13 protein-coding genes are annotated in these 13,618 nt (G+C 49.1%); 10 read left to right on the top strand and 3 right to left on the bottom strand.

What is annotated here, in order from left to right; all coding sequences use genetic code 11:
• Positions 1 to 13: 13 nt before the first annotated feature.
• Together PSE6802_RS31525 and tyrS are read right to left on the bottom strand one after the other, a co-directional pair.
• Positions 14 to 2,596, bottom strand: coding sequence for a bifunctional diguanylate cyclase/phosphodiesterase (locus tag PSE6802_RS31525; RefSeq protein ID WP_019502839.1), 2,583 nt, complete (start codon positions 2,594 to 2,596; stop codon positions 14 to 16).
• A 164-nt stretch (positions 2,597 to 2,760) separates the two neighbouring features.
• Complete coding sequence (gene tyrS / locus PSE6802_RS0125455) at positions 2,761 to 4,077, bottom strand: tyrosine--tRNA ligase (protein WP_019502838.1); 1,317 nt, start codon at positions 4,075 to 4,077, stop codon at positions 2,761 to 2,763.
• Between the two features lie 34 nt (positions 4,078 to 4,111).
• Between tyrS and PSE6802_RS0125450 the strand changes: the two genes are divergently transcribed.
• Positions 4,112 to 6,031 (top strand): transglycosylase domain-containing protein, encoded by a 1,920-nt coding sequence (locus tag PSE6802_RS0125450; RefSeq protein WP_026103564.1) that lies wholly within the window; start codon positions 4,112 to 4,114, stop codon positions 6,029 to 6,031.
• Between the two features lie 79 nt (positions 6,032 to 6,110).
• A complete protein-coding gene (locus PSE6802_RS0125445; protein ID WP_019502836.1) occupies positions 6,111 to 6,326 on the top strand; it encodes a hypothetical protein in 216 nt (71 codons plus the stop codon).
• 251 nt (positions 6,327 to 6,577) lie between these two features.
• Here PSE6802_RS0125445 and PSE6802_RS0125440 read toward each other — a convergent pair whose 3' ends face one another.
• On the bottom strand, positions 6,578 to 8,038 hold the full coding sequence (locus PSE6802_RS0125440) for an aminotransferase class I/II-fold pyridoxal phosphate-dependent enzyme (protein ID WP_019502835.1): 1,461 nt from the start codon (positions 8,036 to 8,038) through the stop codon (positions 6,578 to 6,580).
• Positions 8,039 to 8,345: 307 nt separating this feature from the next.
• On the opposite strand from PSE6802_RS0125440, the gene rpsM reads away from it, so the two are divergent.
• The 8 genes from rpsM (at position 8,346) to PSE6802_RS0125395 (ending at position 13,582) form a co-directional block, all read left to right on the top strand.
• Positions 8,346 to 8,729, top strand: coding sequence for a 30S ribosomal protein S13 (gene rpsM, locus PSE6802_RS0125435; RefSeq protein ID WP_019502834.1), 384 nt, complete (start codon positions 8,346 to 8,348; stop codon positions 8,727 to 8,729).
• Between the two features lie 152 nt (positions 8,730 to 8,881).
• Complete coding sequence (gene rpsK / locus PSE6802_RS0125425; protein ID WP_019502832.1) at positions 8,882 to 9,277, top strand: 30S ribosomal protein S11; 396 nt, start codon at positions 8,882 to 8,884, stop codon at positions 9,275 to 9,277.
• Positions 9,278 to 9,353: 76 nt separating this feature from the next.
• Positions 9,354 to 10,304, top strand: coding sequence for a DNA-directed RNA polymerase subunit alpha (locus tag PSE6802_RS0125420; RefSeq protein WP_019502831.1), 951 nt, complete (start codon positions 9,354 to 9,356; stop codon positions 10,302 to 10,304).
• A gap of 139 nt (positions 10,305 to 10,443) precedes the next feature.
• Complete coding sequence (gene rplQ / locus PSE6802_RS0125415) at positions 10,444 to 10,794, top strand: 50S ribosomal protein L17 (protein WP_019502830.1); 351 nt, start codon at positions 10,444 to 10,446, stop codon at positions 10,792 to 10,794.
• A gap of 23 nt (positions 10,795 to 10,817) precedes the next feature.
• Positions 10,818 to 11,678: a tRNA pseudouridine(38-40) synthase TruA gene (gene truA, locus PSE6802_RS0125410; protein WP_019502829.1), complete on the top strand. Its 861-nt coding sequence runs from the start codon at positions 10,818 to 10,820 to the stop codon at positions 11,676 to 11,678.
• Between the two features lie 85 nt (positions 11,679 to 11,763).
• Complete coding sequence (rplM, locus tag PSE6802_RS0125405) at positions 11,764 to 12,231, top strand: 50S ribosomal protein L13 (RefSeq protein WP_019502828.1); 468 nt, start codon at positions 11,764 to 11,766, stop codon at positions 12,229 to 12,231.
• Positions 12,232 to 12,234: 3 nt separating this feature from the next.
• Positions 12,235 to 12,648: a 30S ribosomal protein S9 gene (rpsI, locus tag PSE6802_RS0125400; RefSeq protein ID WP_019502827.1), complete on the top strand. Its 414-nt coding sequence runs from the start codon at positions 12,235 to 12,237 to the stop codon at positions 12,646 to 12,648.
• Positions 12,649 to 12,829: 181 nt separating this feature from the next.
• Positions 12,830 to 13,582, top strand: coding sequence for an amino acid ABC transporter ATP-binding protein (locus tag PSE6802_RS0125395; protein ID WP_019502826.1), 753 nt, complete (start codon positions 12,830 to 12,832; stop codon positions 13,580 to 13,582).
• Positions 13,583 to 13,618: the final 36 nt, after the last annotated feature.

The following is a 13,618-nucleotide window of genomic DNA, read 5'->3' as shown; positions in this document are numbered from 1 at the left end:
TTCTAGGTTGCAATCAGGATTTAAGCCCAGGAATGGTGGGATGGAAACTAAGTACTCGATCCGCAGGGATAGGAGGCGAGAAGAGATAACCCTGGAATTTCAGACAGTTGAGCGATCGCAGATGCTCCAACTGACCTGATGTCTCTACACCTTCAGCGATCGCTTCGATTCCCAAACTCTTAGTCAACGCCAGAATTGTCTTCGCAATCTCGGCATTTTTGGGATTGACCCCAATCTCTCCCACAAACGAGCGATCGATTTTGAGTATATCTATTGGTAGTTGCAAAAGATGGCTTAAATGCGAGTACCCCGTACCAAAATCATCAATACAAATCTTCATTCCTAGCGCTTGTATGCGTTTTAGCATCTGTCCGATCGTGGCTGGCTGGCTCACAGCAGCACTTTCGGTAATCTCTAGTTGAATGTGATGCCCTTCTAAACCTGTCTCTTGCAAAATTTGTTCTACTCGATCGGCAAAATCAGGTGATAGTAGTTGTTGAGCAGATACGTTCACGCTAATCTGAACCGCTTGTAGAGTTGGGCTTTGCTCGTTCCACATTAGTTTCTGCAGACAGGCAGTACGCAGAATCCATTCACCAATACTGACAATTGTGCCGGTCTCTTCAGCGATCGGAATAAATTTCAGAGGAGACACTAGACCTAAAGTGGGATGTTTCCAGCGTACCAGTGCTTCAAAGCTAGCAATCCGCCCTGGATCGAGCGTGATAATCGGTTGATACCAAAGCTCAAGCTCGTTTCGAGCGATCGCGTATTGCAGGTTGGCTGCCAACTGCAATCGCTCGGTAGTTTCAATCCGCATCAAGCCATCGAATACAACATAGCGCTGCTTTCCTTGCGCCTTGGCGCTAAACTTAGCAAGGTTGACATTACGCAGGATTTCTTCAGGTAAATTGAATTGCTCGGGATCGACAACTACACCGACAATCGCCTCTGCCAGGATATCCTGTTGTCCGAGACGAAAAGGCTGCTGGAATGCCTGTAAAATATTTTGAGCGGTAGTAACTGCAGAACTTGCCTCAGCGATGTCTTTGACGAGAATGGCAAATTCGTCGCGTTCGAGTCGCGATATGTAGACCGCACTATTTTCATTGACTTGCAGACATTCCTGTAGTCTAGTGGCAACGCTTTTTAACAATAAGTCTCCGATCGCTGGCCCCAGACTATTCTCGATCAACTTAAAAGAGTAAAGCTCTATTAACAGTACTGCAAATGACTGCGGTGTAGAATGCTTAGCCGTCGCAATTGCCTGTTGCAAGCTCACGAGAAATGCCGCACGATTAGGCAGGCCGGTTAAGGCATCAACATAGGCAAAGTTCTCAAGTTTGCCGAACACTTCTTGCAGGCGCTCCACCATACTATCGAACGAATCAACTAGAGTATTCATCTCTTTGGAGCCGCCGTTCGATACCACTGGTAATTGCCAATTACCCTGTGCCACTTCATCAGTTGCTTTAGTCAAGCGTGCAATTGTTCGCGTCAGCGATCGCGAAGTCAGCATCCCAATCGCGATCGCTACAAACAGAGAGATGCCGCACAGCAGAAACGTCGTGCGATTGTTTTCCTGGATTTGACGCGAGAAGTCCTTTTCTGAAACAACTGTCAGGACTAACCAGTCCAGGTTTTCGTTAAATCGATACGGAAGCACTGAAAGAAAATATCGGTCATTTTGAATAAACAACTCAACTGTCAGAGACTCATTGACTTGCTTGAGATTACCCTCAGTTGACAACAGGTACCTTGTGCTCTCGCGCATGATGGGATTGTTAGTGTCAGTTGCCAGAATACGCTGCAACGGTGCGGTATCGTTGGGTGCGTTTACGTTAGATGGCTTATGAGAAGCAGCAACTAGTCGTCCCGATCGCTCGATGACGAATAGCTGACTGGATGGACTGGGCTGAATACTTTGTAAATACGCATCAAAATCATCTAAACTCAAATCAATCCCTGATACTGCAATAACTTGTCCGCTAGGGTTGCGAATCGCCTCAGCAGTGGTAATACCCAGCACCCCAGAGGCAAAAAGGTATGGCTCTGTCCAGATCGGTTTTAGCTCAAGCAAGGCTTGCTTGTACCAATTCCGTTGGCGAGGATCGTAGCGAATGCGCTTGAGCGGCTGTTGGCGATTTCCTTGACTATCCAGGGAATAGAGAACTCTTTGTTGAGTCTCAAGATTTTCGATCGCTGTCATTGTATTATCAGAACGTACTGACAGAAACCTGCCTTTTTCATCCCCTACAAAAAAGGCTCTTTGATAAGAACGATTGCGACGAACTTGCTCCCAAAAGTATTTTTGTAAATCTGCCTCTCTATCTAGAGATATATGACCTTGTTGGTAAGCAAAAGTATTGGATTGGACGACCGCCTCGGACCGATCTAACAGTCCATCCAATCGCTCCTTGACGCGCAACTTAGCTTGGACGAGCAACCCAGTGGCAAGATCGCTAACCGTGCGCTGTCCGTTTTGATAAGACAGCCAACCTGTAATGCCAATTGCTGCGACAATTTGAACTACAAATGGGGCAATCAGGATTAAATTTAATGGCAATGAGCGCGATCGCTTGTTTTTTTGCTGCATGACGTTGCTGCACGAGGTTAGGTATTCTTAATTAGCGATCTCGAATTCAGGGGTTCTAGCATCTATTACCAATTATCAATGGGGACAAAGATATGCATTGATAATAATCTATTTATCAATGTTTTCATCATTCCTGAAAGACTAACTAAAACTACGCTTGGATGTCAAACTAAGCGAAGAAATTTCTTTTTGCCAACCTGTAGGACTCTACCTCTCAATTCCTCAGCAGTAGCAAAGCCTAGGTCGGCATTTTGCAATTTTTCGCCATCTAGACGCACCGCACCATTTTTGATCTGACTTTGCGCTTCGCTATTGCTTTTACACAATCCACTTGCTTTCACCAAATAAAACAAAGGCGTAGGAAATTGCACTTGAGACAGATCGAATTCCGGCACTTCGCCTAAACTTTCAGTTGAGCCGGATAGGACGATCTTCTCCGCATCCTGTTGGGCTTGCCGTGCCGCCTCAGGGCTGTGATACTGACCCACAATTGTCAGCGCCAGCAGCTTTTGCTTTTCCCGAGGATTTGCAGGTAGCGAAGCTATTTCGAGATCGGTTAATAGCTCGAAATAGCTATTAACCAAATTATCTGGCACTTTTTCCAGTTTTGAATACATGGAGAGCGGATCTTCAGTCAGACCGACGTAGTTGTCCAGTGACTTGGACATTTTTTGCACGCCATCAAGACCAACCAACAGCGGCAACAGCATACCGAATTGCCTTGGCCCATCATAGTCGCGCAGGCGCTGAGCCATAAAACCGCCAGGAGATTTCCCACCATGCGATTGCAGATCTCGACCTACCAGGATGTTGAATTTTTGATCTGTGCCGCCCAACTCGACATCTGATGCGATCGCCACCGAGTCAAAGCCTTGTAGTAATGGATAAAGAAACTCATGCAGGTAAATAGGAGTGCCTTTCTCATAGCGCTCTCCAAACTGTTCCTTTGCCAGCATTTGTCCTACGGTCATGCTTGACAACAAGCTAATTATTTCTGACAAGTCTAGCTTGCCCAGCCATTCGCTATTGTGGTGTAACTCCAAGCATTTGGGGCTGAAGTCCAGGATCTTTCGAGCTTGATCGAGATACGTAGCAGCATTATGAGCTACATCTTCGGCGCTAAGACGCGGGCGAGCCTCCGATTTGCCAGTTGGATCGCCTATTTGGGCAGTAAAATCTCCAATAATCAATACTGCTACGTGACCGGCATCTTGAAAGGCACGCAATTTACGGAGAGCAACCGTGTGCCCGAGGTGTAAGTCGGGACGAGTGGGATCTATGCCTAACTTGACGCGCAAACGGCGACCTTCTTGTTTAGCAATCCTAAGTTTGTCTGCCAAAGTATGAGAGCAAAAACTGCCATCAGTAGTTTCTGTTCCGACAGTATCGGGAAAGACTTCGACTACGCCGCGTTCCAGCAGCGACTTCAGTAACTTAATTTCTTGTTGTGGCAAATTGGGGTCAGTGTCGGTTAAACTCACAGCAGAATTGGTTTTGTTGAGCGAGTGTATTACAGTGGCATCTAATAGTTTAAAACAGCCTAGACCTGTGAAAAGAGATGTTTTAAAAACCGTTGCTAAAACCGTTGGTGGTACTATGCTGGCAGCAGTTTTGCTAGGCGGCAGCGCGATCGCTGGTGGTTTAGTAGGTTTGGCGCTGAGTTTCCGAGATCTACCTGATGTCAGGGTGTTAAAAGGATACGCACCGACAGAAACCAGCTATATATACGATATTAACGGCAATCTGATTGCCAGGCTGCACGGCGATGTGAATCGCGAAGTCGTTCCGCTTAATCGCATTTCCCCCCATCTCAAACGCGCTGTCCTGGCGATCGAAGACGCTTACTTTTACACGCACAAAGGTGTCGATCCTAGCGGCATTGCTCGTGCCGTGCTGGTTAACTTTAGAAGCGGCGAAACAGTGGAAGGTGGCTCTACTCTGACCCAGCAGCTAGTCAAAAACCTGTTTCTGCCCAACGAAAAAAGCATTAGCCGCAAATTAGCTGAAGCTGTATTGGCAATGCGAGTAGAGCAGGTATTTACCAAGGATCAAATCCTGGCAATGTATCTCAATCAAGTATTTTGGGGCAGAAATACTAACGGAGCCGAAACCGCAGCCCAGAATTACTTCAACAAATCCGCCGCCGACCTCACCCTCGCCGAGGCAGCCATGATGGCAGGAATCATTCAGGCTCCCTCGGTATTCAACCCGTTTGACAGCTATAAAACCGCAAAACACCGCCAGGGATTGATCCTGGATCGGATGCTAGAGCTAGGCTGGGCTACACCCGAGGAAGTAAAAGTAGCAAAAGCTCAACCAATTAAACTCGGTAAGGGAACATCCTACGAAGCTAGCCGCGTACCTTATGTTACCCAAGCTGTTGCCGCCGAGCTAGAGGAAAAATTCGGTAAAGATGCGGTTTTAAAGGGTGGACTGCGGGTTCAAACTACGATCGACTTAAAAATGCAGCGCATTGCCGAAGAAGTCGCCAATCAAGGCCATCGGGAGTTAGTCGATCGCGGCGCATATGCCGATCAACTAGCACTGGTGGCAGTCGATCCTCGTACGGGCTTTGTGAAAGCGTTAGTGGGTGGAGTTGGCCCCTATCAGAACAATCAATTCAATCGCGCCGTGCAAGCCCGCCGCCAGCTAGGTTCGTCATTTAAACCTTTCGTTTACTATTCCGCATTTGCTACCCGAGACTACGCGCCCGACTCAACCATCCAAGATACTCCCGTGACCTATTCTGATGGTGATGAACCTTACGTGCCGCGCAATTATGACAATACTTTCATGGGGCCGATTAGTATTCGTCAAGCCGTGGCTGTTTCGCGCAATATTCCTGCTATTCGACTAGGGCAGTATGTAGGAATTAAGAAGGTAATCGAAGACTGTCGCAAAATGGGGATTACCAGTCCACTCGCACCCGTAGTGTCCCTGCCATTAGGAGCGGCTGATGTTACGCCACTTGAAATTGCCGGAGCCTATGCCATGTTTGCCAATGGCGGTTACAAGGTGAGGGCAACCCTGATTGCTAAAGTAACCGATAGTAATGGCAATGTCATCCTCGATAACACGCCAAAGCGCGAACTATTGCTCGATCCGGTTGCGGTTGCGGAAGTTACAGATGTACTTAGGGGTGTAATTAACAATGGTACCGGTACATCCGCAGCCCTGAGCGACGGTCGCCCCGTCGCAGGCAAAACTGGCACGACTTCTGACTTCCGCGATGCCTGGTTCGTCGGATACGTACCCCAATTAGCAACCGCGATTTGGATTGGTAATGATGACTATTCGCCAATGGCAAACGGCGTTACGGGCGGTGTTTACGTCGCACCGATCTGGCGCAACTTCATGGATAGGGCACTTGCCGGATCGCCCGTCCAGAACTTCCCTGTACCTTCAGAAGTGGAAACCCCTAATAAAAAGGGTTGAATCTTATTTCTAAGGAATGATGGCGATCGCTTGAGTTTTTGTTACATTACTTAATATAAAATTCAAGCCACGAAAAGCCATGACCCAACGCACAGTAATTAAAGACGATCGCGGACTCCTCAACAATTTTGCCTACGAACCCCCCGTATATTTCGATGAGGAACCCCGTGTAGGTTTCACCGAGTTTGCCGAAAAGTGGAACGGTCGCTTTGCCATGCTGGGCTTTGTCCTTTTGCTCGTGATCGAATATGGTGCCGATGAGGGCTTTATAAGCCTGTTGCGCTCCATCAACTAATCTCCAAAAATCTCCAAAATCTCCAAAACAGGTAAACCGAATTTAAGACGTGAATTGAGGGAGCTAGCAGCTCCTTTTTTTTTGGCGCTGGCTAATTTCCGATCGCTTGCTTTATAGCCGTAGACAGATCTGTTAGGACAGGGGGTGTGGGGGCTGCGCCCCCACGCAGGGGTGGAACCCCTGCACCCCGTCCTAAGCCTATTGGCTATAGCTATAATTATCGATCGTGCCCAAACAAAACCTGCCCCTTGCTAGCTGTTGTGGGCAACTACTCCGATCGTTTCTAGGGTGGGATCTGAACTACCATTAACCGTGCCTCCTGCTTGTTTAATTGCCAGCACAAAGTCTATGGCATCGCGAGTAATAACTTCGCCAGGACAAATAACGGGAATACCTGGTGGGTAAGGGCAGATTATTTCGGTGCTGATCCGATCGCAAGCTAACTTAAATTCCACGCGATCGCGCTTGGCAAAGAACGCCTCTCTTGGGGAGATTTGGGGTTGGGGTTTAGCATTTGTCATGAATTCTTGTGTTTGATGCCCAGACTGTCGCACAAATGCTAAACCCTTACCTTGTGACTGCCCTCTGCGTGCCTGCTCTAAACGAATTAATGCCCTCACTAAGCGCTCGATATCTTGACTGGTGTTGCCAAACGTCAGAATAAATACCAGTTGTCGCAGGGTGGGCATTTCTGCCATTACACCCAATTGCTCGTACAGAATGGCATCGGCATCAAAGCCAGTGATGCCTAGTCGATCTACCATAACTGTGAGGCGCGTGGGGTCGAGCGTGGGAATTTGTTGGCGATCGAAGGTATCCAGGTTGGGTAGGTTGTGAATTTGCGATCGCGCCCATTCTGCCAGCGCTAAAGTTTGGCCTAGCAATTCCTTGCCATGTACTGCCATTTGCCGCCGCGCCACATCCAGCGATGTCAGTAGGAGCAAACTGGGACTGGTTGACTGCACGAGCTGTAACGCCTGGCTGACTCGCTCGCCCCCTACCAGATTGCCGCGTAGATGCAACATAGAAGCTTGAGTTAGTCCGGCATTGACTTTATGCGTAGATTGCACCACCAGATCCGCGCCCGCCGCCACCGCCGAAATGGGCAGATCGGGATGAAAGTGTAAATGCGCGCCGTGGGCGGCATCGACTAATAGGGGTATGCTGCGATCGTGGGCGATCGCCACTAATTCCTCGATCTCACCACAGACCCCAAAGTAATTCGGACTGACGACAAACGCAGCTTTAGCCTCGGGATGAGCTTCCAGAGCAGACCGCAAAGTACTTGGGGTTACACCCAGATCGAGATCGAGCGTCGCATCATACGACGTTTCCAGATAAACAGGTACGGCACCGGATAGGATCAGCGCCGCGATCGCCGCCTTATGACAGTTACGCCCTAATAAAATCTTGTCGCCTGGCTGACAGGTTGCCAGCAGCATCGCTTCGATGCCGCACGTAGAACCATTGACTAGAAACCAGGTGCGATCGGCACCATAGGCATTTGCTGCTAATTCCTGCGCCACGGCGATCGCTTCAGGTAAACCAGGGAGTTCGGGCAGATCTAAGCGAAATAGATTGTTGCCGATCAAATCTGCAAACTCAGGATCTATACCCTGACCGCGTTTATGTCCGGGCATATAAAATGGGGCATGATTAACCCGCAAATAATCGCGCGCAAATTCTAGCAAAGGAGCGATTTCTTGATTCATTCCCCAAACGCCACGCAAATATAGCTGTAAATAATCAAATTTTGAAATGAGCGCGTGGAGGAGCTACTACCCCCACGCAGGGATTCTCCCCCTGCACTCCATCCTCGCCAATCCCGCAACTGCCATAAGAGAAACTGGAAAACCCAAAAAATAAGTTTGACACGTACTGGCACAATCGGTATATTATAGAATTTGCCCAAAATTTTGCTTCGCTTAGAAGCTTAAACTACGGCTGCAAAATTGCCAGCTAGCATATGATTTCATATTACTTAGCATGGCACCAAAAGGAGTATTAGGGAGATAAATAGTGGCTCGCATTGCAGGGGTAGACCTTCCTCGTGAAAAGCGCGTCGAGATTGGCTTGACTTATATTTTTGGCATCGGACTATCGAGTGCTAAGAAGATTTTGGCAGAAACAAAAGTCAACCCCGACACCAGAGTAAAAGATCTTAGTGACGCGGAAGTAACAGCCTTACGCCAAGAGGTTGAGACAAATTACCAGGTCGAGGGAGACCTGCGCCGTCTTGAAGGTTTAAACATAAAGCGCCTTGTAGATATCGGTACGTATAGGGGCAGGCGACATCGTCTTGGCTTGCCCGTACGCGGTCAGCGTACCCGGACTAACGCACGTACTCGACGCGGTGGTCGTCGCACTGTTGCTGGTAAGAAGAAAGCTCCTTCTAAGAAATAGAGTTTCTACGATATCGAGCGTTGGTAATCGAGCTAGCCAGAGTAATTTCTGTGGCAGAAAAATTACCAACGCGATCGGCAACTGGATCGCTCGACAAAATCGCCATCTAAACAATAATTCAAAATTACTAAAGCAACCAACTAAATTTAACTATGGCTCGCCCAGCAACTCGTCGCACTGGTGTGCGTAAGCAAAAGCGGAATGTCCCGACCGGAATCGCCTACGTGCAATCTACTTTTAACAACACAATTATTACTATTGCCGATACTGGCGGTGATGTGATTTCTTGGGCTTCCGCTGGTTCCAGTGGTTTTAAAGGTGCCAAGAAAGGCACTCCGTTTGCGGCACAAACCGCAGCTGAAGGTGCTGCCAGACGGGCTATGGAACAGGGAATGCGTCAAGTTGAAGTGATGGTCTCAGGGCCGGGATCGGGTCGCGAAACTGCGGTCAGAGCCTTACAGGCAGCAGGTTTAGAAATTACGCTCATTCGCGATATCACTCCCATTCCGCACAATGGTTGCCGCCCGCCCAAGCGCCGTCGCGTTTAATATTTCTTGCTTTCAGTCTGCAATCTGCAAATTTTTCACTCTAGTCCAATCCTTCTGAGATCGCATCGGTACAAAAATGGCAAACTTCACGGTTGAGTGTATTGAGTCTTATGAAGATCCAAAGAACAAAAGTCAGTACAGCAGGTTTGTACTGGAGCCCCTAGAAAGAGGACAAGGTACTACCGTTGGTAATTCCCTCAGGCGAGTATTGCTATCCAATCTAGAAGGCGCAGCCGTAACAGCCGTGCGCATCGCCGGAGTTAACCACGAATTTGCCACAATTCCTGGCGTACGCGAAGACGTTCTGGATCTAATTCTCAATATGAAGGAGATTGTACTGAAATCGTACAGCTCCGATTCACAAATCTGTCGCCTCACTGCCAGAGGCCCTTGTACGGTTACGGCTGGCGATTTTAATCTGCCCTCGGATGTTGAGGTAATCAACCCCGATCAGTACGTCGCTACTCTCTGCGAGGGGGCAACTCTGGAAATGGAATTTAAGGTTGAAACGGGTAAGGGCTATCGCTCCGTAGAGCGCACGAAGGAAGAAGTTTCGGCAATTGACTTTTTGCAAATTGACGCGATTTTCATGCCCGTGCGTAAGGTTAAGTACATGGTGGAGGACGCTCGCATTGGCAGCGGTACGTCAAAGGATCGCCTTGTAATTGAAATTACCACCAATGGCAGCCTAACCCCCCAAGAGTCACTGTCTCAGGCAGCCGACATCCTGGTTGGCATGTTTACACCGCTCCAGGAAATCACCCTGGCTCCACCCAAGGAAACTCTGGAAGATGACGGCGATGAGACCAAGCAAATTCATATCGAAGAGCTGCAGCTTTCGGTAAGAGCTTACAACTGTCTCAAACGCGCCCAAATCAATACGGTTGCTGACTTGCTGGACTACACCCAGGACGATTTGCTGGAAATCAAGAATTTCGGTCAAAAATCGGCGGAGGAAGTCGTTGAAGCGCTCAAGCGCCATCTTGGGTTGACCCTGCCCCAAGAAAAAGCAGCTAAAGCTGGTTAAAGATTCGATTATTTTAGATGGGGTGCATGGGATGCTATCCCTTGCATGGGATGCAGTCCCACCCCCTGTATTAACAGAATCCATCTAAAGTCATTTAAGTTAGTTAACTAATTAAGTAAAGGTCTAGTAAGTAAAAGCCATGCGTCACCGTTGTCGTACTCCCCAACTGAGCAAGCCTGCCGATCAGCGCAAGGCTCTCCTGCGTACCCTTACCACCGAGCTAATCCGTCGAGGTGAAATCAAAACCACTAAGGCAAGGGCACAAGCCGTGCAATCCACTGCCGATAAGATGATTAACCTGGCTAAGGATGGCTCTCTGCACGCGCGTCGCCAAGCACTTGGTTATATCTATGACAAGGCGCTAGTACATTCCTTGTTCGAACAAGTGCCTTCGCGTTACAGCGATCGCGATGGTGGCTATACTCGCATCGTGCGCACGATTCGTCGTCGCGGTGACAATGCGGAAATGGCAGTAATTCAGTTGGTCTAGCGTAAGAGACTGTAGAAGCTGTCATGGTTGCTGTTGTAGACTCCCCAATGCATCGAGTTGCCCTCGCGATCCAGTACCTGGGCACTCGTTTTCATGGTTGGCAGCGGCAGTCAAACGGCATATCAGTGCAGCAAACCATTGAAGATATTCTCACGGGTATCTGCAAGCATAAAGTGGTCTTACATGCGGCAGGACGCACGGACACGGGCGTGCACGCCTCCGGACAGGTGGCTCATTTTGATACCAACAGCCCGGTACCCCCGGAGCGCTGGGCAAAGGTACTGAATGCTTACTTGCCCGCCGATATTCTGATTAAGGCTTCTGTCGCGGTTTCCTCCGACTGGCACGCCAGATTTTCCGCCACCTGGCGGCGCTATCGCTACACCATATTTACTAATGCCACGCCCAACCTGTTCGTGCGCGATTACAGTTGGCATTATTATCTCGATCCGCTAGATCGAGATTTAATTCAGGCAGCGATCGCACCGATGTTAGGCAAACAACACCTGGCGGCCTTTCAGCGTGCTGGTTCCAAGCGTCCCCATGCCTGGTTAACCGTGCAGGAGGCGATCTGCTGGCGCGAGGGCGACTTTGTCTATTTGGAAATGCAGGCAAGTGGATTTCTCTACGGCATGATGCGCCTGTTGGTAGGGATGCTGGTGGAAGTGGGGCGATCGCGCCTGAGCGTGGGCGAGTTCACTCGCATCTGGCAGCAGCAACGCCGTTGCGATGTCAAATATGCCGCACCACCACAGGGGTTATGCCTGCTCGGTGTGGGCTATAATAACGATCCCTTTGCTCAAATTTCTGCCGATAATATTACGGCTGACAGGCGGCAAAGGCCAGTGGCGAGATTGCCTGGGGAGATAGTCATGCAAGTTTAAGTTCGATCGTTACTGCTCCGCAGCTTTGCATACGCTTTGACCAAATACGTTAAACCCAACCACCTCTGAAATCTCAATCAATTCCATGACTACATCAACCTTCAATCAAAACCGTACCTTTTTACCAAAGGACAGCGATCGCCAGTGGTACCTGATTGACGCTGCCGATCAGCGCCTGGGTAGACTGGCTGTTGAAATTGCCAGAATCCTGCGCGGCAAGAACAAGCCTACCTACACCCCTCACCTCGATACGGGCGACTTCGTGATCGTAATTAATGCTGAGAAAGTTGCCGTAACGGGCAAAAAGAGTTCCCAAAAAGTTTATCGCCGTCATTCCGGTCGTCCGGGCGGCATGAAGGAAGAGACCTTCGATAAGCTAATTAAGCGCGTACCGGAGCGCATCCTCGAACATGCTGTGAAGGGGATGCTGCCCAAAAACACCTTAGGTCGTCAGTTATTCACCAAATTAAAAGTCTATGCGGGCGAAAATCATCCCCATGCCGCACAGCAGCCTCAAACACTCGTACTCAACACTATTCCTGGAGATAAATAGAACATGCAAGCCACCGATCAGTCTAATCGTGCCGTTTACTGGGGCACAGGTCGCCGTAAAACTGCGATCGCCAGAGTGCGTCTCGTTCCTGGCAGCGGTAATGTCGTAATTAACGGCAAGCCTGGCGATCTATACTTGCAGTTCAATCCAGATCACATCTCTGGTGTAAAAGCTCCGTTAGAAACCTTAGGACTGGAAAACGAATACGATGTCCTGGTGAATGCCCACGGCGGCGGCGTGACCGGACAAGCCGATGCGATCAAGTTGGGCGTAGCTCGCGCCCTCTGCGAACTAGCACCAGAAAACCGCAAGCCCTTGAAGGTAGAAGGTTACTTAACCCGCGATCCTCGTTCTAAGGAACGCAAGAAGTACGGCTTGCGCAAAGCACGTAAGGCTCCCCAATACTCGAAGCGGTAATTTTTATAGCTTTCAGCGCTCAGCTTTTGAGTTTGCCGTACAAATATAAAACTTTAAGCCTGCGATCGCAGGCTTTTTGCGTTGTACGATCGTTGCCGGATCGGAATCTAGCAAGAGGCACAAAAATTCGATCGCGGCTACAGTATGCTAGCAATAGATACAGGCTTAGGAGCTAACCCATATGAGCGATCGGTCAACCGTCAAACAACCTATGATTGTGGCAGAGGATGTCCATAAGTGGTATGGCAGCTTTCACGTTTTAAAAGGGGTTAGCCTCACTGTTAGCGGCGGTGAAGTAGTAGTAATTATGGGGCCGTCTGGCTCCGGTAAATCCACTGTAGCCCGTACCTTTAACGCTTTAGAAGAATATCAGCAGGGCAAGATTGTTATCGATGGCATCGAATTATCTCCCAAGCAGAAAAATGTGGATGCGATTCGCCGCGAAGTTGGGATGGTATTTCAGCAGTTTAATCTCTTCCCTCATCTCACGGTTTTGCAAAATATCACCCTCGCACCAATGCACGTGAGAGGTTGGAAGAAGCCCAAGGCAGAGGAGGTCGCCTTGCAGCTTTTAGAACGGGTGGGAATTCTCCCGCAGGCGCACAAGTATCCAGGTCAGCTATCTGGCGGTCAACAGCAGCGCGTGGCGATCGCCCGTTCTCTCGCCATGCAACCCAAAATCATGTTATTCGACGAACCCACATCGGCACTCGACCCGGAAATGGTGAGAGAGGTATTGGATGTGATGCGATCGCTGGCTGATTCGGGAATGACAATGGTAGTGGTGACGCACGAGGTAGGTTTTGCAAGGGAAGTAGCGGATCGGATCATCTTGATGGATGGTGGCGCGATTATCGAAGAGGGAAACTCCGCTGACTTTTTCCAAAATCCCAAAGAGGAGCGCACTCAGAAATTCCTATCGCAGATTTTATAGAGATTAAGTCCCAATCTCGATTGATAAACTTATTGC

The organism is Pseudanabaena sp. PCC 6802 (genome assembly GCF_000332175.1).
Lineage (GTDB): Bacteria > Cyanobacteriota > Cyanobacteriia > Pseudanabaenales > Pseudanabaenaceae > PCC-6802.
This window is presented reverse-complemented; position numbering and strand designations above follow the sequence as displayed.

Bases quoted from the DNA above. Each gene is read 5' to 3' on its own strand.
- PSE6802_RS31525 (WP_019502839.1), bottom strand. From the start codon at position 2,596: ATGCAGCAAAAAAACAAGCGATCGCGCTCATTGCCATTAAATTTAATC.
- PSE6802_RS0125445 (WP_019502836.1), top strand. From the start codon at position 6,111: ATGACCCAACGCACAGTAATTAAAGACGATCGCGGACTCCTCAACAAT.
- PSE6802_RS0125440 (WP_019502835.1), bottom strand. From the start codon at position 8,038: ATGAATCAAGAAATCGCTCCTTTGCTAGAATTTGCGCGCGATTATTTG.
- rpsK (WP_019502832.1), top strand. From the start codon at position 8,882: ATGGCTCGCCCAGCAACTCGTCGCACTGGTGTGCGTAAGCAAAAGCGG.
- PSE6802_RS0125420 (WP_019502831.1), top strand. From the start codon at position 9,354: ATGGCAAACTTCACGGTTGAGTGTATTGAGTCTTATGAAGATCCAAAG.
- rplQ (WP_019502830.1), top strand. From the start codon at position 10,444: ATGCGTCACCGTTGTCGTACTCCCCAACTGAGCAAGCCTGCCGATCAG.
- truA (WP_019502829.1), top strand. From the start codon at position 10,818: ATGGTTGCTGTTGTAGACTCCCCAATGCATCGAGTTGCCCTCGCGATC.
- rplM (WP_019502828.1), top strand. From the start codon at position 11,764: ATGACTACATCAACCTTCAATCAAAACCGTACCTTTTTACCAAAGGAC.
- rpsI (WP_019502827.1), top strand. From the start codon at position 12,235: ATGCAAGCCACCGATCAGTCTAATCGTGCCGTTTACTGGGGCACAGGT.
- PSE6802_RS0125395 (WP_019502826.1), top strand. From the start codon at position 12,830: ATGAGCGATCGGTCAACCGTCAAACAACCTATGATTGTGGCAGAGGAT.